Below are 26,972 nucleotides of genomic sequence, written 5' to 3' on the forward strand. Positions count from 1 at the left end.
TAAATAGTGCGGTGATGATGGCATCAAGGATACACCTGTTCCCATTCCGAACACAGAAGTTAAGCTTGATAGCGCCGAGAGTAGTTGGGGGATCGCCCCCTGTGAGGGTAGGACGTTGCCGTGCTGTTATTATTCCGGCATAGCTCAGTTGGTAGAGCACCTGACTGTTAATCAGGCTGTCGACGGTTCGAGTCCGCCTGCCGGAGTTTAAATCTAATTTGATTTATGGCCCGTTGGTCAAGTGGTTAAGACACCGCCCTTTCACGGCGGTAACATGGGTTCAAATCCCGTACGGGTCATCTAATGCCGGTTTAGCTCAGTTGGTAGAGCATCGGTATCGTAAACCGGCGGTCACTGGTTCGAGTCCAGCAACCGGCATTAAGGCGGCTGTACTTGCTAGTGAGTAAAGTCGGAAAGAAGCTAGGAATTATTTCCTGGCTTCTTTTTTTACTAAAAATTTAAAAACATAATTAGAAATAATTTGGTGAGTATTATGTGATGTCTAAATAAGTTTTGGTCGTCAAATATGGGAAAAGAACAGCTTTTTTCATCAAATAGTTAAACAAAAGGTGTTAAAAACTGGAAAAAGAGCAGGTAGCAGCAGCTGAGGCAATTGTCATCAAGATAAATTATCATAATTTTATCGAATTTTTATCAAAAAAATTAAATGAAATCTCATAAACTGAATTGTGTCAAATAAGCTTGCGATTGTTAAATTAAAGTTAGAAGTTCACAGTTAAAATTGTAGCTCAGTTAATAGTAGTTAGCTAAACGTGAATTAACAGTTAGATAAATCTTAGTTTAGTAAAAATCTAGACCAAGTGAATTTGACTGTTTATTATACTATTCTTATAATTATATGCATTGGGCTCACTATCTTTAGTGATAGTAAAAGAGTTCCTAATCATTCTGCTAAGTAGATTTTAATTAGCAGTGACTTATTTGGAGGAATTATTTATTATGGATAATAAACCACAGGATAAAACATTTTTAGGACATCCACGTGGATTAGCTACGCTGTTTTTCACTGAAATGTGGGAAAGATTCAGTTACTATGGTATGCGGGCTATCCTTTTGTTCTACATGTATTATTCCGTAACAAAGGGTGGACTTGGTTTTGATAAAACCACTGCTGCTTCAATCATGTCAATTTACGGTTCTTTGGTTTACCTATCAAGTGTTTTTGGCGGTTTTGTCAGTGACCGCGTTTTAGGCAGTCGTAAGACCGTTTTTATCGGTGGGGTATTGATTATGTTCGGGCACATTGCTTTAGCAACTCCATTTGGACGAACAGCCTTATACATTTCAATTGCTTTAATTGTCATTGGTACCGGTTTGCTCAAGCCTAATGTTTCTAACATGGTTGGCGATTTGTACAGTGATAATGATCTAAGACGTGATGCGGGCTTTAGTATTTTTGTTTTTGGGATTAACATGGGGGCATTTTTAGCTCCGATTATTGTGGGTTATTTGGGTCAAAATGTTAACTTCCACTTGGGCTTTTCTTTAGCTGCAATCGGGATGTTCTTTGGCTTAGTGCAATATTCAATCGACGGCAAGAAGTATCTGTCTAAAGAAAGCTTATATCCAAGTGATCCTATTGAAGGCAAAGAATTGCGCAATGTTATTTTTAAATCATTATTATGGGTTATCCTACTGGTTTTGATTTTAATCATTATGCAACTCTTCAATGCTTTAAATATTACTAATATTATCAATTTGATTACAATCATTGCGGTTGTCATTCCGCTTTATTATTTCGTTATTATGTTAGCCAGCAAAAAGATTACGAAGCGGGAACATTCACAAGTGTTGGCGTATATTCCTTTATTTATCGCTTCGATTCTTTTTTGGTCTATCGAAGAACAAGGTTCAGTTGTTTTAGCTTTATTTGCTAATGAACAGACCCGGTTAAGTGTTTTCGGACTTTCATTTCCGTCAAGTTTCTTCCAAAGCATGAACCCATTGTTCATCATGCTTTATGTACCATTCTTTGCCCGCTTATGGACTAAGTTAGGCGAAAAACAGCCTTCATCACCGGTTAAATTTGCTTACGGCTTATTTTTTGCCGGAATTTCCTTCTTATGGATGATGCTTCCAGGCATGCTTTTTGGTACAGAAGCTAAAGTTAGTCCATTATGGTTAATTATGAGTTGGGCCTTGGTTATTTGCGGTGAAATGCTTATCTCACCTATCGGCTTATCAGTTACTTCCAAGTTAGCTCCAAATGCGTTTAAAGCGCAAATGATGAGTATTTGGTTCTTAAGTGATGCGGTAGCGCAAGCTTTAAATGCGCAAATTGTCCGCTTATACTCACATGGCACAGAAATTGCCTACTATGGTGTTGTTGGCGCAATTACCGTAGTCTTTGGTATTTTGATGTTGGCTTTGGCTCCTAAAATAAAAAAATTAATGCTTGATGCAGCTTAAAAGGAAAGGCTGGAGAATTTTCTCCGGCCTTTTTTGATAATCTAAAAAAAAGACTTGCAAAAGTCGCATAAAAACGGTATTATATTTAAGTCGGGTGTTTATGATACCTAATGGAAGGGTAGCGAAGTCTGGCTAAACGCGGCGGACTGTAAATCCGCTCCTTCGGGTTCGGTGGTTCGAATCCACTCCCTTCCACCACATTGGGGTATAGCCAAGCGGTAAGGCAACGGTTTTTGGTACCGTCATGCACTGGTTCGAATCCAGTTACCCCAATAGCTTTATTTAAAATTTTAAATAAAGCTTGCTATCGGGGTTAATTAGTATTATACTTAATAAGTCGGATAGATAAGACGAATTAATATGGAAGGGTAGCGAAGTCTGGCTAAACGCGGCGGACTGTAAATCCGCTCCTTCGGGTTCGGTGGTTCGAATCCACTCCCTTCCACCACTATTGGGGTATAGCCAAGCGGTAAGGCAACGGTTTTTGGTACCGTCATGCACTGGTTCGAATCCAGTTACCCCAATGCTAAGCGAGGTTGACGTTAGGGCAGCCTCGTTTTTTTTTAGCGTTCAATTGAGAAAGGATGATTCAGATGAAATTAGGTTTTATTGGAGCAGGCAATATGGCACGGGCCATTATCAATGGGTTATTAAAGCAAAACATCAATCCAGCCGACATTTTAATTCACAGTGCGCACCAGCAGAGCTATGAACCTTATGCAAAACAAAAGCATTTGACGCCAGTAGCAACCAACAGCGAAGTGGTAAGCCAAGCTGATATTGTTTTTTTGGCCGTTAAACCACTGGTTACCAAAGAAGTATTAACTGAAATTGCGGACACTTACCAGGTTAAAAAGCCAATTTTAGTTTCAATGGTGACTGGGGTTAGTTTAAAAGAACTAAGCGCATCTTTACAAGATGATCAAGCTAAATTAGTGCGGATTATGCCAAACGTTAATGTGGAAAACCTGGCTGGAATGACTGCTTTAAAAGCTAATTCAAATGTGCCGGCTGAAGCTTTGAATCAAGTCCAAAACTTATTTAACCTTTTGGGTGAAACCTGCTTATTAGAAGAGCGTGATTTCAGTACTTTCGTGGCTTTAGCTGGTAGTTCGCCGGCATATGTCTACTTATTTATTGACGCAATGTCGCGTTCTGGGGTCAAGTATGGTTTGAAAAAAGAGCAGGCAACGAATATTGCGGCTCAAGCTGTTTTGGGCAGTGCACTGCAGGTTTTAAAATCAACTAAAAGTCCGATGGATTTAGCCGATGATGTATGTTCACCCGGTGGAACGACTGTAGCCGGTTTGCTTAAAATGGAAGAGTATGGTTTTACAACAGCGGTAATTAAAGGCTTAGATGCTACCATCCAAAAAGATCAAGGAAAATAAGCTTGTATTTTTGGTATAGACCGCTTACAATGAAAAAGTAAATATATTTAGAAAGCGGGTGCATTTAAAATGAGTACAGTAATTAAACATGCCGTAATTTATACCGGTACTGAAAAAATCACCGATGGGTATCTGCGTTTTGACCAGCAAATTGAAGCGGTAGGTGAAATGAGCGCCTATGTCTGCCAAGCCCATGATCAAACGATTATCGATGCCAAAGGGCAAAGTATCGTGCCCGGTTTTATTGACGTTCATAGTCATGGCGGCTATGGTTTTGATGCCATGGATGGTAAGGCTGATAAAATTAATGAAATGGTCAATCACATGGTTAAAAATGAAGGCATTACCAGTTATTTTGCGACGACCATGACCCAATCACATGAAAATATTGCTAACGCGATGACAGCAATTAAGGAAGCAGCTGCTAAAAATCATGTAATTCAAGGAGTTCATTTAGAAGGACCATTTGTGTCGCCGGTTTTCAAAGGAGCACAACCGGAAAAGTATATTGAAGCACCAGATATTGAAGCTTTTGACCATTGGAACGAATTGAGCGGACATTTGGTAAAAATCGTCTCTTATGCGCCAGAACATGCAACGTCGCCTGAATTAGAACAATACTGCTTAGAACATGGCATTGTTCCTTCTTGCGGCCACAGTAATGCAACTAGAGCACAAATGCTTAAATCAAGAGCAACCCACGTTACCCACTTGTATAATGCTCAGCGGGAATTTAAGCACCGTGAACCGGGGGTAACCGGACATGCTATGTTAGAAGATAATATTTACTGTGAAATGATAGCTGACGGCTTCCATGTTTGCCCTGATATGATCCGCTTAGCTTATGAATTAAAGGGTGCCGATAAGTTGGAATTGGTTACTGATTCAATGCGGGCCAAAGGTATGCCTGAAGGTGTTTCTGAATTGGGTGGTCAAAAGGTTATTGTCAAAGATAAGCAGGCTCGTTTGGAAGATGGCACGTTAGCTGGTTCCGTTTTGACTTTTAAAGATGCTTTTAAGAACATTATGAAATTTACCGGCTGCAGCATGGAAGAAGCGGTTAAGATGAGTTCTGTTAACCAGGCTAAAGAATTTAACCTGACGCAAAAAGGCAGTTTGTCTGTGGGAAAAGATGCTGATTTAAACATCTTTGACGCTGATTTAAATTTAGTTGCGACCTATAGTTTGGGCTGTTTATTTTAAAAGTTAGGATGATGAGATGAATTCACCGATTTATATTCAAATTCATAATGAATTGAAAAAAGAAATTGAAGCTGGGGTTTGGCAAATTGGCCAAAGAATTCCGTCTGAACGTGATTTAGCCCTGCGGTTTAATGTCAGTCGGATGACTTTGAGACAAGCGATTCAGACTTTGGTTGATGAAGGCATCTTGGAACGTCAGGTCGGGTCGGGCACCTTTGTCGCTCGCAAGAAAGTTCAAGATAAATTAGCAGCGGTGACGAGCTTTACCGAGATTATGGAAGCACAAGGCAAAAAGCCATCCAGCAAGACGGTTTCTTATCTGATAACGACACCGTCGGTTAGTGAGATGGAGCGACTCAACTTATCAGAGAAGGCTAAAATTGTGCGAATGGAGCGCATCCGCTATGCTGATGATGAACCGATTTGTTTTGAAGTAGCCACCTTGCCTTACGATTTAGTGCAAGCTTATGATCGCACGCAGGTCACTACGTCGCTGTATAAGACTTTGGAAGCTAACGGGCTGGTTATCGGACATGCTTCGCAAACAGTGTCTGCCCAGCTGGCTTCCGAAAAAATAGCTGAATATTTGAATGTCAAACGGGGTTCAGCTATCTTAAAATTACGGCAAGTGACACAATTAAGCGACGGACGTCCTTTTGAATACGTTAGGACTCAGTATGCAGGCGATCGCTTTGAATTTTACCTGGAAAAATAAAAAAGAGGCTTTAAGCCTCTTTTTTTAATGGTTAAATTTACTTTGATAAACCAGCAGCAAATATTTTGGCAAGGCCAGCATGCGGCCAAAGCGGCTTGGTTCTTTTAAGAGCCGGTATAGCCATTCAACATGGTGGTCAATCCACCACTTGGGCGCTCTTTTAGCAGTGCCGGCTAAAACGTCAAAGGCGCCGCCGACGCCCATCCAAATAGCAGAAGCGACGGTGCGGTTTTTATTAATGAAGTATTCTTGTTTAGGAAAACCCAAGGCACAAAAGACAAAATCCGGTTGGCTTTGAGCGATTGCTTGCACGATTGGCTGGTCGTCTTTAAAGTAGCCGTCAAAAGCACCCGCAATGGCAATCCCAGGATACTCGGTTTTAATTTTAGCTTTGACAGCTTGAATAACTTGTGGTTTAGCGCCGACAAAGAAGACTTTTTTGTGCTGTTCGTGACACCAAGCAAGCAAAGCCATCATTGTGTCGTAGCCGGTGACCCTTTCTGGCAAAGGCGTGCCTAAAATTTTGGCGCCTTTGACAATCCCAATGCCGTCAGCCGTTAAATAATCAGCTGTTTGGATTATTTGAGCGTAGTGGGCATCATTTTTAGCTGCTAAAACAATTTCAGGGTTAGCCGTTACGATAAAGCGGTTTTGATGGTTTAAGCAGTCTTGTTTGAGTTGTTCGATAAAATTAGTTTGGGTGGTATTGATAAAGTCAAAGCCCAAAACATTAACGGTTTCAAAGGGTTGCGTCATAAAAGTACCTGCTTTCAATGCAAAATCTTTTCTCATTATAGCATAAGGGGCAAAATACAGGTGAAATTTCGCAGCAAAAGGCGTACAATAGGAAACGATGATATATTATATTACATGAAACAAGGAGAAATAAGATGCGTCCTTTACAAAAGCAAATTATTGATGAATTAAAGGTTTTGCCTGAAATTGAACCAGACAAGGAAATTCGGCGGTCAATTGATTTTATTAAAGACTATTTGAAGAAATATCCTTTCTTGAAATCCATCGTTTTAGGTATTTCCGGTGGTCAAGATTCGACTTTGTGCGGTACTTTATGCCAAAAAGCAATTGCTGAAATGCGTCAAGAAACTGGCGATCAAAGTTATAAATTCATCGCTGTTCGTTTACCATACGGCGATCAAGCTGATGAACAAGATGCGATGGATGCCATTGCTTTCATGCAAGCCGATGAAACCGTGCGGGTTAATATTAAAGCGGCCAGTGATGCAATGTTAGCTGCCGTTGAAGCTAACGGCATGACAGTGAGCGATTTTAACAAAGGTAATATCAAAGCCCGTGAACGGATGATTGCTCAATATGCGATTGCTGGGGCTAACAGCGGGGCTGTTGCCGGGACTGATCATGCGGCTGAAGCTATTACCGGTTTTTACACTAAATATGGTGATGGCGGGGCCGATATTTGTCCATTATGGCGGTTAGATAAGCGTCAAGGCCGCGCTATGCTGGAACTTTTAGGTGCGCCTAAGCATTTATATTTGAAGACGCCAACCGCTGACCTTGAAGAAGATCGTCCGGCTTTGCCAGATGAAGATGCTTTAGGGGTAACTTACAAAGATATTGATGATTATTTAGAAGGCCGTGAAGTAGAAGCTAAGGCAGCTGAAAAGATTGAAAATTGGTATTTGAAGACCCAACATAAGCGTCATATGCCAATTAATGTTTACGATACTTTCTGGAAGTAAGCGGGTGGTTTTATGAAACGTAAAGCTGATTTAGGACAATATATGAATATTTTATCCACCGTGATGGATGAAACTGAAAATAAGAGTGCAGAATTAGACCCTTATTTTAAAATTTTTCGGCAAGCTTTGGATGAAAACAAGGAAGTTGCTGCAGCTGATTATGTTAAGACGAAAACGGCTTTTGAAGCTGGGGTTAGCTTATATGAACAAAATGTGCATAAATTAACCCAAGCCGGCCAATTTGTACCTGCAATGCTGTTAGGCTTGCATAAGAAAATCGTTGCTGCTTACCGCCGTTTTTATTTAGGCTGTGCGAAAATGAATCAGGCTTTGGATTATGAAAAGCACACTGTAGCAAGTGATATGTTTAACCAGGCTGAAAAAGAACAAAATCAAGCCATGGATGATATTTCTAAAGATGTGCAGAAAATGATGCAAAAGATGATGTAAAAAAAAGCTGGCTTGGCCAGCTTTTTTGCTAGAGACAGGTGAAAAGATGACAGATGAAGAATTAACAGCTTTAATTAAGAAGATATCGCTTAAAGTATTCCACCGCCCCTTCAACCACCGTGCTAATTTTAATGCACGGCTTAAAACGACAGGAGGCAGGTATCATTTATTAGATCACCACATTGATATCAATCCGAAGATACTGACTGAATATGGCAGACAAACGCTTATTGGGGTGATTAAGCATGAATTATGCCATTATCACCTTCATCTGTTGGGCTTAGGCTACCAGCATAAAAATCAGGCTTTCAAACAATTACTTAGGCAAACGGGCGGCTTGCGCTATGCACCAGGTGCACCGTCCAAAAAAGCTGTGTGCAAATATCTATACCAGTGTCAGTACTGTGGCCAAGTTTATCCACGCGTTAGGCGGGTTGATATCACGCGGTATGTGTGCTCCAAGTGCCACGGTCCCTTAACTTTAGTTAAAAAAATTAATTAAGTCCTTGCCAAATAAGGAAGCATCTGGTAAAATAATAAATGTTGCCGCGGGTATGGCGGAATTGGCAGACGCGTCAGACTAAGGATCTGGTGGGCGTTGAGCCCGTGATGGTTCGAATCCATTTACCCGCACTAGTGAACTTCAGACTGTGGTCTGAAGTTTTTTTATGATTATTTTTAAATTTTCCTTGTCAAAGGATGCACCCTTTGTTATAATAATAAATGTTGTCGCGGGTATGGCGGAATTGGCAGACGCGTCAGACTAAGGATCTGGTGGGCGTTGAGCCCGTGATGGTTCGAATCCATTTACCCGCATCATTAAGCTTCAGGTTGTGGCCTGGAGCTTTTTTTATTTCAGAATTTAAAAGTTTTCTTTGGGGATAAAAATTGATACAATGAACTGTGGAAAATTGCGAAAGGATGTAAATTATGGCAGTAAAAATTGTAACGAGTGCCGGTTACCTTCCCGAAAAAATCATTACAAATGATGATTTAGCTAAAATTATGGATACTTCTGATGAGTGGATCCAAAGTCATACTGGAATCAAGACGAGATATTACGCGATAGGGGAAAATACGTCGGATATGGCTAGCAAGGTGGCGCAAAAATTAATTAAGCAAGCCAATATTACGCCGGAAATGGTTGATTTAATTATTGTCTCAACGATTTCTCCGGATGCAATCACCCCTTCAACCGCTGCTTTAGTGCAAAAAAAGACAGGGTGTATCAATGCATTTGCGTATGATATTTCAGCGGCGTGTGCCGGCTTTGTCTTTGCCTTAGCCACGGCAGAGAAATTTGTGCGCACCGGCATGTATCATAGAGCTTTGGTGATTAGTGCGGAAGCAAATTCCAAGATGATGGATTTTACCGACAGGACTTCAGCCGTCTTTTTTGGTGATGGGGCAGCTGGGGTTTTGATTGAATACAGTACAGATGAAAGTGAAAATAATTTTTTAGCCGAAGAACTGCACACAGAAGGCAATGCGGATGTCATTCATAGTGGCCGGATTGAGCCGCTAAAAGAGGTTAAGGCTGAAAATTATCCACATGTGGATGCTTTTTATCAAAACGGCCGGGCTGTGTATAACTTTGTTACTACTGAAATCACGGCCCATATTAAGCAGTTTTTGCAGCGGCAAAAACTTAAAGCAAGCGATTTAGACTTGGTGATTGTTCACCAGGCTAACCTCAGATTAATTGAGGCGATTGCGCAATCACTTGAACTTAGCTTAGATAAATTCCAAATCAATGTTGAAACAGCCGGCAATACTTCTTCAGTCGGCATACCTTTGGCTTTATCACAGGCTATGGCACAGGGTAAAAAAGCTCAGCACTGCTTATTGACTGGTTTTGGCGCCGGATTATCGTATGGAAGTTTACTACTTTCTTTAGATTAATATCAAAAAAAGACCGCTTTAAAGCGGTCTTTTTTTGTCTTATTGGCCTATGCTTTGCGCCGTTGAGATGGCAATATCGGCAATGCCGGTATCATCTTCAAAAGTGCTGGTTGAATCATTGAGTTCAAGTTCAGCTCTGATTTTATTAGAAATACGCTGACGTTCATCTGAGGTGGCAATTTGCAGTGAAGCTTCATCATACCAGCCATTTTTACAATGGAGATAGTCAGAAGAAATGCTCTTAGCTGAATCTTTGTAGTTGGTTTCCAAAGCCCAAATATCATCATAACTAAGATCAGTTTGCATATTAGACTTTAAGGTGTTGAGAATTGAATCATATTTTGACAGGCTAGAGAAATTCATGGCTTTTTTGGCGATGGCTTGGATAACTTGCCGTTGCCGTTTTTGCCGCCCATAATCATTTAAAGGATCATCATGACGCATGCGGGCGTAAGATAAAGCCTGCTTGCCGTTTAAGGTGACTTTTTGTCCCTTAACAACATTGGCATCTTCGTATTGGAAGGTCAAGGTAGGGGTGATAGTAATACCGCCAACAGCATCAACAATCTGTTTGAGACCGCTCATGTTAATCAAAACATAGTAGTCAATTGGAATATCAAGCAGTTTTTGCACGGCTTTAATGGCCATTGAAGTACCGCCGATGGTGTAGGCAGAATTAATTTTGTCATATGTATCGCTGGATCCGGGAATTTTCATGGTGGTATCACGCGGAATACTGGTTAAAGTGGTTCGATTAGTGGTGGTATTAATAGTAGCCACAATCATCGTATCGGTTCGTCCAGTATCACTGCGACCCAAATCGCCGGTATCAGTACCTAAAAGTAAAATGGAAATCGGTTTTTTTTGCTTCAGCACGCTAGAAACGTTGCGGACCTTTTTAACCTTAGTCTTTTTATAAGTCGTTTGGATACTTTCTTTGGCTGTTGATAATAAGCCGTGAATATAAAAACCGCTCGCATAAAAAGCGCCTAAAAAGAGCACCAACAAGATGGTACAACAGATTTTTCGAAGGGGTGCTTTGCTTGCACCAACGGAGTGTTTAGTGTGATCTGACATTTTTTGACTCCTTGGATATAAATAATAATCATGTTAATTATACACATATGTTAGAAGATTATTGAAAAATCGCAATAAATTTAATTAAAATGAAACAATTTAGCAATAAAACGCTTTTATCAAAAAAGCGGGCTAGGTTGATAAGGATAAAAATGAGAGAAAAGGCTGTTATCTAAAAAATGATCTTGAGCAAAAAAGCCTATTTTAGCATTTTAAGCGGACTTGAATTGTTTTTTTCTAAAAAAATGTTAAAAAAAGCCAGAGGTTATATTACATTCTGTAATCTTGAAAGCGTTTGTTTGAAGGCTTGATTACTAAAAAAAAGTTGATATATCAGGATTTATAAATGGATTTGCACAAATTAAAGAAATTTCGCAACATTTTTGTAACATTACTTGGATTTTTGCTAAAAATTGTAAATTTACTGTAATTGAGTTCTAAAATTTTAAATGATAGTATAGAACACGTAGTTAAAACGAACGTTTAAAGTTTAAGTTTTAGTAGATAATTAAGTTTAGTTAGGAAGGTAGTCACTAGTGAAGAATTCAAAGTTACTCAAAGTTACATTGACAGCAGCTGCGGCTTTGATGTTTGCCGGTTATGCCCAAGGCACAGCTAAAGCAGATACACAAAGTGATATTGATGCTGTTACGCAACAAATCAAAGCAACACAAAAGAAAATCAAGGATGGACAGGTAAAACTTTCTAAGTTGGAATCTGTTCAATACGAAAAATCTAAAGAAATTGATACTTTAAAGAAAAATATCAAAGCGCGTCAATCACAAATTGAACAACAAGCACGTGCTGCTCAAGCAAACAATGCCGGTTCAATGATTGAATTTGTGACAGCTTCCAAGAACTTATCCGAAGCTATCAGCCGGACAGTGACAGTTGCTACATTGGTACATGCCAACAACCAAGCTGTTGCTGAACAAAAAGCTGATAAGGAAAAAGTTGTTGCTGCTAAGGCTGCCGTTGATAAAGCAGCTAATGAACAAGCTAAGGAAAACAAGAGTTTACAAACAGATCAAGCTCAACTCGAAGTTAAGAAGGTTCAATTAGTTGCTGTTAAGGCTAAAGAAGACCAAGCTAAGAAGGAAGCTGCTGCTAAACTTGAGGCTGCTAGAGAAGCTGCTGCTAAGGTAGCTGCTGCCAAGACAGCTGTAGCTGCTCAAAAGGCAGTTGAAGATACAACGAAGATTGCTGCTAGTGCCACTAGCTCAAGCTCAAGCGCAGCTTCAACGACCACAACTAAGGTTGCTTCTTCAGCTAATTACTCCAGTGTTGTTTCTTTGGCAACATCATTTGTTGGTGTTCCTTATGTATGGGGCGGTACTTCACCTTCTGGGTTTGACTGCTCTGGCTTGGTTCAATATGTATATGCTAAGTTCGGCAAATCATTGCCACGGACATCTCAAGAGCAACAAGCTGCTTGCACAACTATTTCACGAAGTCAGCTTCAACCAGGAGACCTTTGCTTCTGGGGTTATCCAGCATATCACGTTGCTATTTACATCGGCAATGGTCAATATGTGCACGCTCCTGATCGTCGTCAAACAGTTAAGATTCAATCACTTAGCTCATATGCTCCAACTTCATTTGGACGGGTGAACTAAGAGCTTAATTATTAAAACTTAAAAATAAAAAGCACCGTTTTAAGCGGTGCTTTTTTAGTTTTATGCGGCTTAGTTAGGTGATATTTGTATGAAAAATTTGTTTTTTATATGCTAAATTTAGCCTTAAATTTATCCAAATATGAATAGAAGTCGAAACCTTTTGAAATTATGTAAATTTGTTAGCTTAGTGGCCGATATATCCTTATAATAAAAGTGGACTACTAAATTATAAGATAGGTATGTACAATTGTTAAAAAGACCCTTGGAGGAAAAAATATGAAGACAATAACATTCAATGACCAATCTGAACTGCTGACATATGCAAAGCAAAACCGCAATGAATTGGTTGTTGTATTTGGCGTTTATGATGAAGTTAAGCAAGCTGCACCAAGTCTGCCAAGTAATGTGGTTGCTGCTTCAACTTTTTCGCAAACATATGGTTCTGAGAAAAAGGAGACGGGCTTTACCGGTTTTACCGTTGAGCGCGATATTTGTGAAGTTGTCCCTGTAGCTGATCCGCCAATTTTATCGCGCCATGACTTAAAAAATGCTTATGATAAAGTCAAGAATAACCGTAATGCCTTTATGTATCTTATTTTAGACGGTTTGTCCGGTAAAGAAGACATGGTTATGACAAGCATGTATTTCATGGACCGTGATTTCAAGATGATTGGCGGTTCAGCGGGCGATTTGACTAATGGCGAAGCGCTCATTTATTATGGGACAAGTCGTGTGCATCATTTGGCGCTTTTTGTCAATAATCGCACGCGAACAGTGGTGGCAAAAGAGAATATCTATCGTCCGATGGGTAAGAGAGTTTTGGTTACAGATGCCGACCCGATTTTACGAACGGTTTATACGTTAAATGAGCAGCCGGCTGCCGATGAATACGCTAGAGTTTTAGGTATTTCAGTCCGTGATTTAGAAAACAGCTTTTTGTCGCATCCTTTGGGACAAACCTTTGATGGCGATTTATTTATCAACTCACCGCAAAAAGTCAACAGCGATGGCTCAATTTCATTTTATTCTGAAATTATTCCTAACACCTTCATTGATGTGTTGGAATTAGGCAATATTGATGATATTCTGGAACAGACGCAGCAGAAGTTTTCATTTAAGCCGAAGACTTTGCTGACTGTTAATTGTATTTTACGGGATGCATATTTTATGCAGGCAGGCAAATGGCCAACAATCTTTAATTCGCTAGCAAGGCTTAATAGCAATGAAGCTGGTTTTGTCAGTGCCGGTGAACAATTTAAATTTGAACATGTTAACCAAACGATGGTTTTGTTAGGTGTTGAATAGGAAAGGATGTTTAAGAATGGGACTTTTTAGACGTAATAAACAAGAAGAAGTAGAAGAAGTTGTTGAAGAACAAGTAAATTTTAATAAGCACGAAAATATTACTGCTTCTGAATATTATGATACGGTAGTGGATTTATCCGATCAAGTTAGAGAACAATTCAAATCTTTGGTTCGAATGGAAGGCGATTCAACTCATAGTTTGGATCAATTATTCCAAAGCAACCAAGAAACCGTCAGCAAGTTGCACGATGCGTCTGGAGCTGCTCAAGGTTTAAATGAAAGTAATGAAACTTTAGAAGTAGAAATCAATGCTGTTTCACAAGAAATGGGAAAAGCAGATAAGGCCATTGATGAATCAGGGTCGCATTTTGGCGATATGCAGCAGAATGTATCCGATATGAACAAGGTGGTTACCGAAATTACTGACCGTATGAGCAAGTTGAGAAGCGAGTTTGATAACATTTCTTCTAAGGTGCAAAATATCGATGAAATTGCCGAAAGTACAACTATCTTGGCCTTGAACTCTTCTATTGAAGCTAATCGTGCAGGTGAAGCAGGCCGTGGGTTTGCAGTTGTTGCTAGCGAAACCAGTGAATTAGCTCAAAGTACCCGTGGTTTTTCACGTGAAATTTTGTCTTCTATGGATGATTTGCGGGGTGTCGTACTTCAATTGCAAAAGCAGGTTGATTCCATCAGCGAGATTATTGGTCAAACCACGGAAACTGTTAATTCAGTAGCCCAAGGATTTGATACTGTTAGAGATTCAGGCAGTCAAGTAACATCTCATTTGAACAATGTTTTGAATTTGCAAGATCAAAACGGCGAATTGATTACAGAATTTGCTCAAAGCCTTGCTGGCGTTGAAAATCGGGCCCAAGCTGATAATCATAAATTAGATATATTAATTAAAGGGGTTCAAAATCGGTCAAACAACTACAAGAATATTGCTAATGATTTAGAACAAATGAACCTATTGGCTAAGAAGGCAAAACAACAATAAACGAAGTGGGCTGAATTTTCAGCCCCTTTTTGTTATAATGTGAGTATTAAGAAGCAAAGGTTGTAATCATTATGGTAAAGCTGGTTTTAATTAGGCATGGACAAAGTTTAGCTAATAAGGAAAATGTGTATACGGGCTGGAACGATGCGCCTTTAACTAAAAAAGGCATTATCCAGGCTCGGCATGCTGGATATTTGTTAAGACATGAAAAAATTAGCTTTCAGACAGCTCATACCTCGGTCTTGATGCGTGCCATTAAAACCGCCAATATTGTGTTAGATGAAATCGGTCAAAGCTACCTGCCAATCTATAAGACTTGGCGGCTCAATGAGCGCCATTATGGGGCTTTGAGAGGGCTTAATAAGGACTATACTAGGGAACTTTATGGTGAAGAACAAGTAGCCTTGTGGCGGCGTTCTTTTTACACCGTTCCGCCCCTGCTTAAGGTTCAAGATCAAGACCGCCGGTATGCGCAGGTGCCGAGCCAATCCTTGCCGCGAGGAGAAAGTTTAAAGATGGCTTATGATCGGATTGTACCTTATTGGACTGAGATGATCGCCCCTAGATTGCTGGCAGGTGAAAATCAGCTAGTGGTTGCGCATGGCAGTACCTTGAGAGCTTTGATTAAATTTTTAGAGCACATCAGCGACCAGGGCATTGACGGGGTTGAAGTGGAAAATGGTGTCCCTATTGTTTATGATTTAGATCGGTATTTGAAAATTATTGAAAAACGGATTATCAAATAAGCTTTTAAAGTATGCGTGATGATAAATGACAAATTTTAAGCACAACGAGTCTTATTTGAAACAACTCACATAAATAAAAAAAGCTTGCCTTAATCTAAGGCAAGCTTTTTTTATGGTTAGGCTAAAGCGCCCATTGGATCCCATGGAGCTAAGACTTTAGCATCTTCTTTTAAAACTTCTTGAAGTTCTTTTGGCAAGAATTTCTTGTTAACAACAACTTGGTAGCAGTATTCTTCCATCCAGTCATTACTCATAACGAAGAAGCCCTCTGTACCAACTTTGTCACCCCAAGAATTTTCAACTTTCCACTTCGTTGGTTTGTCATCAACTAAATCAACCCCAGTTAAGACCATGGCATGAGTCATTAAACTTTCGCCATAATCAAGGCGTTCGGCTTTTGACATGGAGAAGTCGACATCAAATAATTCATCTTTGTGGTAAACTTCAGTATCCATAATCCCTAATTTACGGTCAGATGATTGACCAACATCAGAACCAAACCAAACGCTTTCGCCAGCTTTAAGCTGCGCAATGGCAATTTTGCGGAAGGTATCCATATCAACGTTTAAGTGTCTTACTTCACGTCCGCCAACCACGTTACCTAACATTTCCACGGTGTACATGTGGTTGTATGGTTTATCAGCTGTTGGAGCATTGATGACAGAAATGTAATCTTCAGTATTCCAGCCGACATATTTCTTGAAGAAGGCTTGTGGAGTTAAATCTTTGTCAATATGATAATTGTTATCTTTATCACGGTATTCAAAGTCAAATTTAACAGGTGGTTCGCCAAAACTCAAAGCACACATCCGGTAAACTTCGCTCAGCATTTTTTGTTTGCGGGCTTCGATTTCAGCTTCCGCTGTACCAGCGTTGACTAATTCACGCAATTCCACAGCATCTTTACGTAATTTAAGGTTTAAAGCAGAATTGAATTCGCGTGAAGAGCTGGAGTTATAAGTTTCAGGCATAACAGACTTAGGTACGACCCCATATTTTTCAATGATAGCCATGAACATATCCCATTGACCGCCGTCTTGTTGCGGTGTTTGCATGAGCCAAGCCACTTTGCGGTCAGATGTAGGTAAAGCAGCGGTCTTCAAAACATTTTCGTAGAAGTAGTTGGCTTTTTCCAATTTATCCCAGAAGAAGGTGTAGTTTTGGGATAATTCAAAGTCGTCTTTAACTCCAAAATTATCCTTCATATCATGACGCATAGTGTTTAAAGCAGCAAACATCCAGCAGCGGCCGGATTGTTTTTGGTTAGCTACTTTGCCAGTGTCAAGGTCAATGGAAAAAACAGGGTCCATATTAATTTCAGCGCGCAAATCTTGGCTGGTTGCCAAAATACCATTTTTAGTGATGGCACGTTCAGCTACGCGGTAATGTGGATTACTTTCAAGTTCAGCTTGAAATTTTTCAAGTTGGTTTAAACTGATATCTTTACTCAAAAAAGTTCACTCCTTTAGCTTTATACTAACGATTGTATAGCATTTAATACTTTAAGTAAATAAAAAAGGTTAGCGGGCTTCTAAAACTTCAGGGCCGTTTTGCCGACCAACAATGACCGTATTAACCATGTCTAAGAACAGCCCATGTTCAACCACACCAACTTGGTGGATTAAATATTCGGCTAATTCATGCGGATGGTCAATGCTTCCTAAATGCAAATCAATAATGTAATTGTCGGAATCCGTTAAGAGCAGACCGCCTTGATCATTTTTTCTAAAAGAAGGGTTTAAACCTTTAGCTTCAAATTTGGCGAAAAGTTTTTGGCTGCCATAAGGGATAACTTCAACGGGCAGGGGGAATGATCCCAATTGCTGTGACAATTTGCTTTCATCGACAATCCAAATAACCTTATCAGAATTAGTAGCAACAATTTTTTCAAATAAAAGAGCTGCACCGCCGCCTTTAATGCCTTGGAAGTCGGCGGAAATTTCATCGGCGCCGTCAATCGTTAAGTCGATTTTTTCGACTTCATCAACTGATTTCAAAGGAATCCCCAGGGCTTGTGCTTGTTTTGCCGTTCGGTTAGAAGTTGTTACACCGGTAATATGCAAGCCTTCATCTTTAATGCGTCTGCCTAAGGCTTCAACCATGTAATAAACGGTGGAACCGGTGCCTAAACCAACAGTCATATTATCTTTAATCCATTCAACGGATTTTTCACCAACGAGTTTTTTTAATTCATTTTGATCCATTAAAAAGACCTCCTATCCGTAATTTATCATATACTAAAGCGCTCCTAAAAGCCAAGCGCTTTTTAAGTTTTGAAGGCACAAAAAAACCTCACTTTATATAGTGAGGTTTTTAATGCTTAATGCAGGAATGGAATGAGTAAACCACCCAAGATTAAGACGATAGCACCGCCAAGACGGTTGGCCATTTGGGCAAAAGCAATCATTTCCATGCGGTCAGCAGCTGAAAGCACGGCGATGTTACCTGTACCACCCATGGAGTTGTTAATCATACCAGCACCGATAGCTGTTTCGACTGGATATAAACCAAAGATCATACCCAAGAACCAGCTGGCAAGACCCATTGAAACAACTGAAGTCAAACTAATGACAACAAATTGCCAAGTCATAGCATGTGCCAAAGATGAAAGGTCAATCATGGAAAGACCGATACCGGCTAAAACAGCGTGAGTCAAGTTAGTCATAACGACTTTGTTGAACATAACAACTGTTTCTTCTAACGGCTTTGGAACTAAGTCAGTAGCTTTCAAGATGAATACTAAGATAATCATGAAGGCATAGCTGTGAACCTTAGGTACGAAAGTGTTCAAAATTACACCGATTAAGAACAAAGTAAAGGCAAACATCAAACCGACACCAATCTTAGCAGCATCTAAAGTTGGCTGCTTTTTAGCAACGTCATCTTTATCAACGTGGATTAAAACCCCGTGACCATTGTATTTTGTACTGCTAAAACCTTTAGCAATCACAATTGCACCAATGATAGCCAAGATGTTGCCTAAAGTAGTAGCTGGAGCCAATTGGGAAAGGATAGGACCAGCACTAGTGTGTAGACCAGCAGCGTAGATTTTAGACAAAGGCACAATCCCAGCGCCCATCCCGCCTGCCATTTGGGCAAATGAGATGTACATTACTGAGTGTCCGAAGCCTTGACCTAAAAGCATTCCCACTAAACCAGTAGCAAAGAAGCCGACAACCATTGTTGCCAAAGAAATTGGAATAAACTTAGCTGAAGCTTTAACTAAAAGCTTGCGGTTCATGCCTAAGATAGCACCGCAGATTAAAGCGGCAATATAGAAGTCTAAAAAGCCCCAATCACTCATGAAAGTTGAAGTGGCAGAGATGACGTTCTTAGGAATTAAGCCGGTAGCAGCTAAAATAGCACCAGCTAAAAGGGTGAAGACAGATCCACCACCCAGGTAAGTATTCCAAAATGGTAATTTTTCACCGATGAAATACATGAGGTGACCTAAAACAACTAACATGAAGGTAATGCCTAACATGTTGAGAGGTAAGTTACCCATGGCAATTGAAATGGCTAAAACCACTACAAAGCCAAGGTAAAGTGGTAAGGAAACCCCAGCAATTTTAATTTCGTTTAATTGTTTCATTTCAATAACACTTTCTCTTTTTTTATTAATTTTAGTACTTAGGTGTCCAGAACATGTCGCGAACGGCCTTAGTCATATCTTGTTCTTGTGCCTTAGCTAAGCCTTGTTCTTGTGCCTTTTTGGCAACAGCTTCAGCTACCCTAAGTGAAACGTTATTAACGTCAGCAAATGATGGCAGTACAGGAGCACCTGGCTTAGTTGTATCAACTAAACCGGATAAAGCATGGGCAGCAGCCCCAACCATTTCGTCAGTAAGCAAGCTTGCTTCTGAAGCAATCATACCAAGACCAAGACCTGGGTAGATCAAAGCGTTGTTAGCTTGGCCGATAACGTAGTCAACACCCTTGTAAGTAATTGTACCTGATGGAACACCAGTAGCAACGAAGGCCTTACCATCAGACCATTCGATAACTTGTTCAGCAGTTGCTTCAAGTTTCTTAGTAGGGTTGGAAATTGGGAAGATAACTGGGCGTTCTGTGTTAGCGCACATTGCTTCGATAACTTCTTTAGTGAAACCACCGGCATTAGTTGAAGTACCAACTAAGATAGTAGCGCCGCAAGCCTTGATAACTTGTGCCAAATCAGTCATATCGCCTTTGCCTTCAAAATCACTGCGTTTCTTAGCAAATGGCTTTTGTGCAGGTGTTAGGTCTTCCATGTCGTCGAATAACAAACCTTGCTTGTCAACCATGAAGAAGTGCTTGTAAGCTTCGTCTTCTGACATGCCTTCAGCAACCATTTCAGCGTGAACACGGCCGGCAATCCCAGCACCGGCAGAACCGGAACCGTAGCACAAGTAAACTTGGTCAGTTAATTTTTCATTCTTGATGTCCATAGCGCCAAAGACACCGCCTAAAACAACAATCCCTGTTCCTTGGATATCATCATTGAAAGTAGGAATCTTGTCTTTGTAACGGTTTAAGATATCAGCAGCAGTTGAACGGCCGAAGTCTTCCCAGTGTAAGTACAACTTAGGGAACATGTTTTCAGCAATTTCAACAAATTTGTCGATGAATTCATCGTATTGCTTGCCGTGAACACGTTCATGACGATTACCAAGGTACATTGGGTTTTCAAGTAATTCTTTGCGGTTTGTACCAGCGTCGATAACAAGTGGCATAACTGTAGCTGGGTCGATACCGGCAGCAGCAGTGTAGACCATCAATTTACCAACAGAGATATCAACACCTTGAACACCCCAGTCACCAATACCTAAGATACCTTCAGCATCAGTTACAACGATTAAGCGAATATCGCGGTCGCCAGCAGCATTTTTCAAAGTTGCTTCGATGTTTTCTGGATGGTTGATATCAAGATAAGCAGCGTATTGTGGATCAACGTATAATTCAGAATATTGTTCGATTGTTTCAGCGATAACCGGATCATAAACGATAGGGTTGAATTCCATCAAGTGTTGGCTGAACAAGTAATAGAATAAAGTCCGGTTAGTGTTGAAAATTTCCATCAAGAAATGACGCTTTTCAAGATTTGATGGCTTTTTAGTGAATTGTTGGTAAGCTTGGTCAGCTTGTTCTTGCAAAGTTTGAACGTATGGTGGCAAGATACCAACTAAACCTAATTCTTGACGTTCTTCCATACTAAAAGCAGTACCCTTGTTTAAGAAGGGGTTGTTTAAAATTTCATGTGCTTTCATGTTTTTTTCTCCTCTTGGTTGTTCTTTTTGACTTACGATTTTATAACTATAAACGATGGTTCAAATTATAGTCAACTCCAAGGGTTGTGATAAAAAAAATTTATAACAGCACGAAAAGTATTATAATAGAAGTAATTTTTGATAAAGCAGGTGACGGCATGAATTTACGCGATTTAGAATATTTTTATCAACTGTCCCTTATTAAGTCATATACGGGTGTGGCCCAACACTTTAACATCAGCCAGCCGACGGTTTCATATGCCGTTAAAAGGCTCGAAGAAGAGTTGGGATGTGATTTAGTTATTAAAGATAATTCGCACCGCTCCGTTGTTTTAACCACGCAGGGTGATATTTTCGCTCATCACATTGAAACAGTCTTGCTGCATGTCAGATTAGGTATTAATGAAGTCAAGCAGTCGTTAGAACCCAAGCCGACAGTAGGTTTTCCGCCGATTATTATGAATTATATTATGGATGATTTAATCAGACATGATAAAGAAGGCAATCTTTTGTCTAAAATCAGCACGATTAGGGGCGGGTCTAGGACTTTACTGCTGCGTTTGCTGAATAAAAAGCTTGATTTCAGCTTCATTGGATCGTTGGAACCATTGAGACATGATGATTTAGCAATTAAATTGCTTTTTAAAAAGCCTTTTTACTTTGTGGTTGCTAAAAATCACCCTTTAGCTGGCAAAGGAGAGCTGTCATTTCAGGATGTTTTGACGGAAAAATTTATCTTGCTTGATGAAAATAATACCCATTTTACGGCTTTTGAGACGTTAAACCGGCGGTATCAAAACAAGGCCAAAGTTTTCTTTAAAATTGATGATGTTGCCTTAATTAAACAAATGGTGGCGGAAAACTTCGGCATTTCTTTGTTATCAGACATTGCTTTAGGTAATAGCGAAGAGGATTTGGTCAAGATTCCTTTAGTTGCTAAAGATAAAATGGATTTTTATATCAGCTATGTCTACCAAAAAGGTGCGGTTTTGTCACGGACTTTGCAGCAATTATTGGAAGTAGTAGAAAAAATTTCATAAAAAAAGCCCCAACTGGGGCTTTTTTTAGCGTTTAAATAATAAATCAGCTAATTCAGGGTGTTTTTCGAAATATTTTTGAGTAAAAGGACAAAGTGGCAAAATTGTCTTATTTTGAGTTTTAACTTGTTCTACAAATTCTTGGGTAATTTTGCCGGCTAAGCCTAAGCCGCGGTGATTTTCATCCACGAAGGTCCGTTCGACGACATAGGTATGATTTGAATTAATCATGGTAAATCCAATCGTAGCAATCATGGCGTTTGTGTCGTCTTTTAAATTGAATTCATTTTTTTGCCATTCAAAAGTCATTTCAAGCCCCCCTTATATTAGGTATAATATACACTGTAATTATACCATTTAAGCTGCTTTATTAAAAAAATAAAACCAGTCAAAAGATGGTCTTTAAAGATTGAGAGGATTTGAAGATGAAACGCGGATTTGAAATTGTAACAAAGTATCAAGATCAGAATGTGCATGTACCACACCGAGCCACCAAGAAGGCTGCCGGCTATGACTTTGAATGTGCTTGTGATTTTGTCTTGCCCAGCATTTGGAAAAGAGATTTTTTGAAAATTTTGTGGGCTTTAAAAAAGCAAAAAGATTATACACTTGATCAGCTATCTAAAGCTGACCAAGTGTTAAAGCCCTATTTGGTGCCTACTGGCATCAAGGCTTATATGCAAGACGATGAATTTTTAATGCTGGCTAACCGGTCCAGCAATCCGTTGAAACGGCGGTTAATTTTGCCTAATGGGGTTGGCATTGTGGATAGCGATTATTACAACAATCCGAATAATGAAGGTGAGATTTTTTTCCAGCTCATCAATTTTGGTTTAAAAGATGTGGTTTTGAAAAAAGGCGAACGGATTGGTCAAGGCATCTTTTTGCAATATTTGAAAGCTGATGAAGAAGAAACACCTAAAAATCAGCGGCAGGGCGGCTTTGGTTCTTCAGGCCGATAAAAGTTTAGTGGTTTTTTTAACATTATTGTATATAGATTGCTATATAATAAATACTTAGGGGGGATTTAATGGCAAAAAGCAAAACACGCTATGTGTGCCAAAGCTGCGGCTATATTTCGCCGCGTTATTTGGGACGGTGTCCGAATTGCGGTGAGTGGAATACTTTAGTTGAAGAAGTTGAAGAAAAAGCGGCTGTAAAAAGTCAAGCAAATGCGCGGACGACAATCGCTGGGCAAAAAGTAAAACCGCAGCTTTTAAAAGAAGTAACTGCCAAAGAAACGCCGCGGGTTGTTACGGAAAATGGCGAATTAAACCGTGTTTTAGGAGGCGGAATTGTTCCTGGGTCCTTAGTGTTAATCGGTGGTGATCCTGGCATTGGCAAATCAACCCTGCTCTTGCAGCTATCAGGAGAATTGGCGCAAAAAAGCAAGGTGCTCTACGTTTCGGGTGAAGAAAGTGCTAATCAGATTAAAATGCGGGCTGACCGGCTGGGGGTTGGTGGTAGCGAATTTTACCTCTATCCTGAAACGGATATGCCTAGCATTTTAGCCAACATTGATGAACTTAAGCCGGATTATGTCATTATTGATTCTGTGCAGACCATGCAAGATCCCGAATTGACATCGGCGATTGGGAGTGTGGCGCAAATCCGCTCTGTGACGGCTTCTTTGATGCAAGTAGCCAAGGTTAACGGTATTACTGTTTTTATCGTTGGACACGTTACTAAGGGCGGTGCCATTGCTGGGCCGAAGATTTTAGAGCACATGGTGGATACCGTTTTGTATTTTGAAGGCGACATGCACCGGACTTACCGCATTTTAAGAGCGGTAAAAAATCGTTTTGGTTCTACCAACGAAATTGGTGTTTTTGATATGCGCGAAGACGGGTTAAAAGAAGTCAAAAATCCTTCGGAAATCTTCTTAGAAGAACGTCTCAAAGGCGCTACTGGTTCGGCGGTGGTGGTTTCAGTTGAAGGAACCAGACCTATCTTAGCTGAAATTCAGGCTTTGGTTACGCCAACGGCTTTTGGAAATGCCAAAAGAACGACTAACGGCTTAGATCATAACCGTGTTTCTTTAATTATGGCAGTACTAGAAAAACGCTCCGGGCTGTTGTTGCAGAACCAGGATGCTTACCTGAAGGCAGCGGGTGGCGTTAAATTAGATGAGCCGGCGATTGACCTGGCGATTGCGGTAAGTCTTGTTTCGAGCTATCGTGACGAAGAAACTTCACCTGGTGATTGTTTTATCGGTGAATTAGGTTTAACAGGCGAAGTCAGACGTGTCAGCCGAATTGAAGCTCGCGTTAATGAAGCCGCTAAATTAGGCTTTAAGCGCGCTTTTGTGCCTAAGCATAATTTAGACGGCTGGACTTTTCCAGCTAATATGCAGGTCATTGGCGTGCAGACTTTAAATGAAACCCTCAAGGAAGTTTTTAGATAATAGGAGGAAAAATATGCGAAAACGAATGATACAGCTGGTTTTTGTTATTTTAGGAATTAGCATGGGTTATTCCTTTTTACCGGATTTATGGTTCCAATTAAGGATTACCAATCATATTCTACGGATTCCTGTTGTTAATGCTTTAATCGGCTTAGTTGTGATGGGAATTTTAGCCTTATTTTTAGTAGGACCGGTTGAAAAGTTATTAAATAAGTTAGAAAAAAATCTCGCTAAGCAGCAGACTGAAGTGATTATTGCCGAAAGTATTGCAATTGTGGTTTCATTATTGATTGCAGTGTTGATTTCAACTTTATTCTGGCGTTCGCAATTATTCTTTATCAACACTGTTTTACCTATTATTACCATGATTTTATTTGCTTATATGGGCTGGTTCTTTGGAAGAACGCGCTTAAATGACTTGATGAAGTTATTTGGCGGTCGGCTCAATTCTGGTAATCGAAAAAAAGAAACTGAGGCAGTTTTGGAACGTAAAGCAGGCGATAATTTTCATAAATATAAGCTGTTAGATACAAATATTTTAATTGATGGCCGTATCTATGATTTAGCTAAAACTGGTTTTTTAGAAGGTACCTTGATTGTGCCTAACTTTGTTTTATATGAATTGCAATATATTGCTGATTCGGGCGATAGCATTAAACGAGTGCGCGGCCGGCGCGGGTTGGATATTTTGAATAAATTACGCTCTGAAAAGATTGTCCCCGTTGAGATGTATGAAGGTGATTTTGAAGATATTCCTGAAGTTGATTCGAAGCTGATTAAGCTGGCTAAACTTTTAGATGCCGTTATTGTTACAAATGATTACAATTTAAATAAGGTTAGCGAATTTCAAAATGTACAGGTTTTAAATGTTAATGCCTTGGCTAAATCACTCAAGCCGCGGGTTATTCCAGGCGAAAAATTAAATGTAATGGTCATCAAAAATGGGACTGAAAGGCAGCAAGGGGTGGCCTACCTTGATGACGGTACGATGATTGTGGTTGAAGATGGCCGCTACTTTATGAATAAGACCATTGAAGTTGAAGTTACTTCAGCTTTGCAAACTGATGCAGGCCGCATGATTTTCGCTAAGCCGGTGCACTCTAAACGGGGCATTAAAGAAAAAAACTAAGTAAAAAGCAAATCTTAGGTTTATTTTTCTTGGCATTCATTGTAAAATCGATAATGTATGACTGTATTACAGTATAATTAGCTATAAATTTCAGAAAGAGGCGCTTAAATTGGCAAAAGACAAGATTCGTGTTCGCTATGCTCCAAGCCCAACTGGCCACTTACATATCGGTAATGCACGGACAGCTTTATTCAACTATTTGTTTGCACGACACAACAAAGGCACATTCGTTTTGCGGATTGAAGATACCGATACAAAACGTAATATTGCCGACGGCGAAAGAAGCCAGATGGAAAACCTGCACTGGCTTGGTATCGACTGGGATGAAGGCCCAGACAAGCCAGGTGAATATGGTCCTTACCGTCAATCAGAACGTAAGAGTATTTACCAACCTTTGATCCAAGAACTTTTGGATAAAGATTTAGCTTATGAATCCTTCATGACTGAAGATGAACTCAACGAACAGCGTGAAGCCCAAAAAGCTCGCGGTGAAGCACCTCGTTATGAATACGAATATGAAGGCATGACAGCCGAAGAAATCAAAGCTAAGCAAGATGAAGCTCGCGCTAAAGGTTTGAAGCCGGTTATCAGAATTCGTGTTCCCCATGACGTTGTTTATGAATGGGATGACATCGTTAAAGGCCACATCAGCTTTAACTCCGATACTATCGGGGGCGATTTCGTTATTCAAAAACGCGATGGGATGCCAACTTACAACTTTGCCGTGGTTGTTGATGACCATTTAATGAAGATTACGCATGTTTTGCGTGGTGATGATCACGTAGCCAACACACCAAAGCAATTGGCTGTCTACCAAGCTTTCGGCTGGGAAGCACCTGTATTTGGCCATATGTCACTTATCATCAACACTGAAACAGGTAAGAAATTATCTAAGCGTGATGAATCAGTGCTGCAATTTATCGAACAATATCGTTCCTTAGGTTACCTTCCAGAAGCTATGTTTAACTTCATTACTTTGTTAGGCTGGTCTCCAGTGGGTGAATCTGAAATCTTCAGCCAAAAGGAATTCATCAAGATGTTTGATCCAAAGCGTTTGAGCCGCTCACCTGCTGCCTTTGACGGCAAGAAGCTCGAATGGGTCAACAACCAATATGTTAAGGCTGCTGATGACAGTGAACTTGCCAACTCAGCTATCAAGCAATTGATTAAAGCTGGTAAATTGCCAGAAAACCCAGATGCCAAAACAATTGCCTGGGCTCGTCATTTGGTTTCCTTGTATAAGCGTCAAATGTCTTATACAGCTCAAATCACTGATATGGCAGAAATCTTCTTCAATGAACCGCCAAAACTTGATGAAGCTTCTATGCAAGAACTTAGTGATGAATCAGCTAAGACTGTTTTAACTGAATTTGCTAAGCGTGCGCAAGACCTCAAGTTGTTTGATGCGATTGAAATTCAAGCCATGATTCGCCAAATCCAAAAGGATACGGGTATTAAAGGCCGCAAGCTTTACATGCCAATCCGGATTGCGACTACACGTGAAATGCATGGCCCAGAATTGGCACCATCAATTGAACTTTTAGGCCGTGACAAAGCTTTGGCACATTTGAACAAGACCTTAGAAGAAATGGGCAACTAAGCT

24 protein-coding genes, 9 tRNA genes and 1 rRNA gene are annotated in these 26,972 nt (G+C 40.1%); 27 read left to right on the forward strand and 7 right to left on the reverse strand.

Going from position 1 to position 26,972, the window contains the following annotated elements; translation table 11 throughout:
* Positions 1–7: 7 nt before the first annotated feature.
* From rrf to BMX26_RS07645, 12 genes are all read left to right on the forward strand, one after another.
* Positions 8–124: ribosomal RNA gene (gene rrf, locus BMX26_RS07590) — 5S ribosomal RNA — on the forward strand.
* Positions 125–133: 9 nt separating this feature from the next.
* A tRNA-Asn gene (locus tag BMX26_RS07595) sits at positions 134–206 on the forward strand.
* A gap of 21 nt (positions 207–227) precedes the next feature.
* Positions 228–299 (forward strand) — tRNA-Glu (locus tag BMX26_RS07600).
* A 6-nt stretch (positions 300–305) separates the two neighbouring features.
* A tRNA-Thr gene (locus BMX26_RS07605) sits at positions 306–378 on the forward strand.
* A 582-nt stretch (positions 379–960) separates the two neighbouring features.
* Complete coding sequence (locus BMX26_RS07610) at positions 961–2,430, forward strand: peptide MFS transporter (RefSeq protein ID WP_075530842.1); 1,470 nt, start codon at positions 961–963, stop codon at positions 2,428–2,430.
* Between the two features lie 112 nt (positions 2,431–2,542).
* A tRNA-Tyr gene (locus tag BMX26_RS07615) sits at positions 2,543–2,628 on the forward strand.
* Positions 2,629–2,631: 3 nt separating this feature from the next.
* Positions 2,632–2,703 (forward strand) — tRNA-Gln (locus BMX26_RS07620).
* Positions 2,704–2,792: 89 nt separating this feature from the next.
* Positions 2,793–2,878: transfer RNA gene (locus tag BMX26_RS07625), tRNA-Tyr, on the forward strand.
* Positions 2,879–2,882: 4 nt separating this feature from the next.
* Positions 2,883–2,954 (forward strand) — tRNA-Gln (locus BMX26_RS07630).
* Positions 2,955–3,023: 69 nt separating this feature from the next.
* On the forward strand, positions 3,024–3,821 hold the full coding sequence (proC, locus tag BMX26_RS07635) for a pyrroline-5-carboxylate reductase (RefSeq protein ID WP_075530843.1): 798 nt from the start codon (positions 3,024–3,026) through the stop codon (positions 3,819–3,821).
* A gap of 69 nt (positions 3,822–3,890) precedes the next feature.
* Entirely contained in the window at positions 3,891–5,024 is a 1,134-nt protein-coding gene (gene nagA, locus BMX26_RS07640) for an N-acetylglucosamine-6-phosphate deacetylase (protein ID WP_075530844.1), read from the forward strand.
* 16 nt (positions 5,025–5,040) lie between these two features.
* Positions 5,041–5,739 (forward strand): GntR family transcriptional regulator, encoded by a 699-nt coding sequence (locus tag BMX26_RS07645; RefSeq protein WP_075530845.1) that lies wholly within the window; start codon positions 5,041–5,043, stop codon positions 5,737–5,739.
* 24 nt (positions 5,740–5,763) lie between these two features.
* Here BMX26_RS07645 and BMX26_RS07650 read toward each other — a convergent pair whose 3' ends face one another.
* Positions 5,764–6,495, reverse strand: coding sequence for a WecB/TagA/CpsF family glycosyltransferase (locus BMX26_RS07650; protein WP_075530846.1), 732 nt, complete (start codon positions 6,493–6,495; stop codon positions 5,764–5,766).
* 134 nt (positions 6,496–6,629) lie between these two features.
* On the opposite strand from BMX26_RS07650, the gene nadE reads away from it, so the two are divergent.
* The 6 genes from nadE (at position 6,630) to BMX26_RS07680 (ending at position 9,809) form a co-directional block, all read left to right on the forward strand.
* Entirely contained in the window at positions 6,630–7,457 is an 828-nt protein-coding gene (gene nadE, locus BMX26_RS07655) for an ammonia-dependent NAD(+) synthetase (RefSeq protein WP_075530847.1), read from the forward strand.
* A gap of 12 nt (positions 7,458–7,469) precedes the next feature.
* Entirely contained in the window at positions 7,470–7,907 is a 438-nt protein-coding gene (locus tag BMX26_RS07660) for a hypothetical protein (RefSeq protein ID WP_075530848.1), read from the forward strand.
* A 46-nt stretch (positions 7,908–7,953) separates the two neighbouring features.
* Entirely contained in the window at positions 7,954–8,409 is a 456-nt protein-coding gene (locus BMX26_RS07665; protein WP_075530849.1) for a SprT family protein, read from the forward strand.
* Positions 8,410–8,455: 46 nt separating this feature from the next.
* A tRNA-Leu gene (locus tag BMX26_RS07670) sits at positions 8,456–8,540 on the forward strand.
* Between the two features lie 98 nt (positions 8,541–8,638).
* Positions 8,639–8,723, forward strand: a tRNA-Leu gene (locus BMX26_RS07675).
* A gap of 114 nt (positions 8,724–8,837) precedes the next feature.
* Positions 8,838–9,809: a beta-ketoacyl-ACP synthase III gene (locus BMX26_RS07680; RefSeq protein ID WP_075530850.1), complete on the forward strand. Its 972-nt coding sequence runs from the start codon at positions 8,838–8,840 to the stop codon at positions 9,807–9,809.
* 39 nt (positions 9,810–9,848) lie between these two features.
* Here the strand turns inward: BMX26_RS07680 and BMX26_RS07685 are convergent, their stop codons facing one another.
* The gene (locus BMX26_RS07685) at positions 9,849–10,886 is read right to left on the reverse strand and encodes an LCP family protein (RefSeq protein WP_075530851.1); all 1,038 of its coding nucleotides are present in this window, start codon (positions 10,884–10,886) and stop codon (positions 9,849–9,851) included.
* Positions 10,887–11,422: 536 nt separating this feature from the next.
* Between BMX26_RS07685 and BMX26_RS07690 the strand changes: the two genes are divergently transcribed.
* From BMX26_RS07690 to BMX26_RS07705, 4 genes are all read left to right on the forward strand, one after another.
* Positions 11,423–12,502 carry a C40 family peptidase gene (locus BMX26_RS07690; RefSeq protein WP_075530852.1) on the forward strand — a complete coding sequence of 360 codons (1,080 nt, stop codon included), beginning with the start codon at positions 11,423–11,425 and terminating at the stop codon, positions 12,500–12,502.
* A 276-nt stretch (positions 12,503–12,778) separates the two neighbouring features.
* Positions 12,779–13,807 carry an FIST signal transduction protein gene (locus BMX26_RS07695; RefSeq protein ID WP_075530853.1) on the forward strand — a complete coding sequence of 343 codons (1,029 nt, stop codon included), beginning with the start codon at positions 12,779–12,781 and terminating at the stop codon, positions 13,805–13,807.
* A 16-nt stretch (positions 13,808–13,823) separates the two neighbouring features.
* The gene (locus BMX26_RS07700) at positions 13,824–14,807 is read left to right on the forward strand and encodes a methyl-accepting chemotaxis protein (protein WP_075530854.1); all 984 of its coding nucleotides are present in this window, start codon (positions 13,824–13,826) and stop codon (positions 14,805–14,807) included.
* Positions 14,808–14,878: 71 nt separating this feature from the next.
* The gene (locus BMX26_RS07705) at positions 14,879–15,553 is read left to right on the forward strand and encodes a 2,3-bisphosphoglycerate-dependent phosphoglycerate mutase (RefSeq protein WP_075530855.1); all 675 of its coding nucleotides are present in this window, start codon (positions 14,879–14,881) and stop codon (positions 15,551–15,553) included.
* Between the two features lie 116 nt (positions 15,554–15,669).
* Here BMX26_RS07705 and BMX26_RS07710 read toward each other — a convergent pair whose 3' ends face one another.
* The 4 genes from BMX26_RS07710 to BMX26_RS07725 all read right to left on the reverse strand — a co-directional run bounded on the left by BMX26_RS07710 (position 15,670) and on the right by BMX26_RS07725 (position 20,838).
* Entirely contained in the window at positions 15,670–17,004 is a 1,335-nt protein-coding gene (locus BMX26_RS07710; protein ID WP_075530856.1) for a C1 family peptidase, read from the reverse strand.
* A gap of 69 nt (positions 17,005–17,073) precedes the next feature.
* Positions 17,074–17,757, reverse strand: a complete 684-nt coding sequence (gene rpiA / locus BMX26_RS07715) for a ribose-5-phosphate isomerase RpiA (protein WP_075530857.1) — start codon at positions 17,755–17,757, stop codon at positions 17,074–17,076.
* Between the two features lie 116 nt (positions 17,758–17,873).
* Positions 17,874–19,145, reverse strand: a complete 1,272-nt coding sequence (locus BMX26_RS07720; protein ID WP_075530858.1) for a 2-hydroxycarboxylate transporter family protein — start codon at positions 19,143–19,145, stop codon at positions 17,874–17,876.
* A gap of 31 nt (positions 19,146–19,176) precedes the next feature.
* Positions 19,177–20,838 carry a malolactic enzyme gene (locus tag BMX26_RS07725; protein ID WP_225355228.1) on the reverse strand — a complete coding sequence of 554 codons (1,662 nt, stop codon included), beginning with the start codon at positions 20,836–20,838 and terminating at the stop codon, positions 19,177–19,179.
* A 119-nt stretch (positions 20,839–20,957) separates the two neighbouring features.
* On the opposite strand from BMX26_RS07725, the gene BMX26_RS07730 reads away from it, so the two are divergent.
* On the forward strand, positions 20,958–21,839 hold the full coding sequence (locus tag BMX26_RS07730) for a LysR family transcriptional regulator (RefSeq protein WP_075530860.1): 882 nt from the start codon (positions 20,958–20,960) through the stop codon (positions 21,837–21,839).
* A 24-nt stretch (positions 21,840–21,863) separates the two neighbouring features.
* Here BMX26_RS07730 and BMX26_RS07735 read toward each other — a convergent pair whose 3' ends face one another.
* Positions 21,864–22,145 carry a GNAT family N-acetyltransferase gene (locus BMX26_RS07735; RefSeq protein ID WP_075530861.1) on the reverse strand — a complete coding sequence of 94 codons (282 nt, stop codon included), beginning with the start codon at positions 22,143–22,145 and terminating at the stop codon, positions 21,864–21,866.
* A gap of 116 nt (positions 22,146–22,261) precedes the next feature.
* On the opposite strand from BMX26_RS07735, the gene BMX26_RS07740 reads away from it, so the two are divergent.
* From BMX26_RS07740 to gltX, 4 genes are all read left to right on the forward strand, one after another.
* Positions 22,262–22,798, forward strand: coding sequence for a dUTP diphosphatase (locus tag BMX26_RS07740; protein WP_075530862.1), 537 nt, complete (start codon positions 22,262–22,264; stop codon positions 22,796–22,798).
* Positions 22,799–22,866: 68 nt separating this feature from the next.
* Positions 22,867–24,240: a DNA repair protein RadA gene (gene radA / locus BMX26_RS07745; RefSeq protein ID WP_075530863.1), complete on the forward strand. Its 1,374-nt coding sequence runs from the start codon at positions 22,867–22,869 to the stop codon at positions 24,238–24,240.
* A 13-nt stretch (positions 24,241–24,253) separates the two neighbouring features.
* Positions 24,254–25,369, forward strand: coding sequence for a PIN/TRAM domain-containing protein (locus BMX26_RS07750; protein WP_075530864.1), 1,116 nt, complete (start codon positions 24,254–24,256; stop codon positions 25,367–25,369).
* A 109-nt stretch (positions 25,370–25,478) separates the two neighbouring features.
* Positions 25,479–26,969, forward strand: a complete 1,491-nt coding sequence (gene gltX, locus BMX26_RS07755; RefSeq protein ID WP_075530865.1) for a glutamate--tRNA ligase — start codon at positions 25,479–25,481, stop codon at positions 26,967–26,969.
* The last annotated feature ends 3 nt before the right edge of the window (positions 26,970–26,972 follow it).

This window comes from Ligilactobacillus sp. WC1T17 (assembly GCA_900110005.1).
In the GTDB taxonomy this organism is placed as follows: Bacteria; Bacillota; Bacilli; order Lactobacillales; family Lactobacillaceae; genus Ligilactobacillus; species Ligilactobacillus ruminis_A.

Bases quoted from the DNA above. Each gene is read 5' to 3' on its own strand.
- BMX26_RS07700 (WP_075530854.1), top strand. From the start codon at position 13,824: ATGGGACTTTTTAGACGTAATAAACAAGAAGAAGTAGAAGAAGTTGTT.
- BMX26_RS07665 (WP_075530849.1), top strand. From the start codon at position 7,954: ATGACAGATGAAGAATTAACAGCTTTAATTAAGAAGATATCGCTTAAA.
- nadE (WP_075530847.1), top strand. From the start codon at position 6,630: ATGCGTCCTTTACAAAAGCAAATTATTGATGAATTAAAGGTTTTGCCT.
- BMX26_RS07735 (WP_075530861.1), bottom strand. From the start codon at position 22,145: ATGACTTTTGAATGGCAAAAAAATGAATTCAATTTAAAAGACGACACA.
- BMX26_RS07685 (WP_075530851.1), bottom strand. From the start codon at position 10,886: ATGTCAGATCACACTAAACACTCCGTTGGTGCAAGCAAAGCACCCCTT.
- BMX26_RS07660 (WP_075530848.1), top strand. From the start codon at position 7,470: ATGAAACGTAAAGCTGATTTAGGACAATATATGAATATTTTATCCACC.
- nagA (WP_075530844.1), top strand. From the start codon at position 3,891: ATGAGTACAGTAATTAAACATGCCGTAATTTATACCGGTACTGAAAAA.
- BMX26_RS07705 (WP_075530855.1), top strand. From the start codon at position 14,879: ATGGTAAAGCTGGTTTTAATTAGGCATGGACAAAGTTTAGCTAATAAG.
- proC (WP_075530843.1), top strand. From the start codon at position 3,024: ATGAAATTAGGTTTTATTGGAGCAGGCAATATGGCACGGGCCATTATC.
- BMX26_RS07730 (WP_075530860.1), top strand. From the start codon at position 20,958: ATGAATTTACGCGATTTAGAATATTTTTATCAACTGTCCCTTATTAAG.
- radA (WP_075530863.1), top strand. From the start codon at position 22,867: ATGGCAAAAAGCAAAACACGCTATGTGTGCCAAAGCTGCGGCTATATT.
- BMX26_RS07680 (WP_075530850.1), top strand. From the start codon at position 8,838: ATGGCAGTAAAAATTGTAACGAGTGCCGGTTACCTTCCCGAAAAAATC.
- BMX26_RS07695 (WP_075530853.1), top strand. From the start codon at position 12,779: ATGAAGACAATAACATTCAATGACCAATCTGAACTGCTGACATATGCA.
- BMX26_RS07750 (WP_075530864.1), top strand. From the start codon at position 24,254: ATGCGAAAACGAATGATACAGCTGGTTTTTGTTATTTTAGGAATTAGC.
- BMX26_RS07645 (WP_075530845.1), top strand. From the start codon at position 5,041: ATGAATTCACCGATTTATATTCAAATTCATAATGAATTGAAAAAAGAA.
- rpiA (WP_075530857.1), bottom strand. From the start codon at position 17,757: ATGGATCAAAATGAATTAAAAAAACTCGTTGGTGAAAAATCCGTTGAA.
- BMX26_RS07650 (WP_075530846.1), bottom strand. From the start codon at position 6,495: ATGACGCAACCCTTTGAAACCGTTAATGTTTTGGGCTTTGACTTTATC.
- BMX26_RS07740 (WP_075530862.1), top strand. From the start codon at position 22,262: ATGAAACGCGGATTTGAAATTGTAACAAAGTATCAAGATCAGAATGTG.
- BMX26_RS07610 (WP_075530842.1), top strand. From the start codon at position 961: ATGGATAATAAACCACAGGATAAAACATTTTTAGGACATCCACGTGGA.
- BMX26_RS07720 (WP_075530858.1), bottom strand. From the start codon at position 19,145: ATGAAACAATTAAACGAAATTAAAATTGCTGGGGTTTCCTTACCACTT.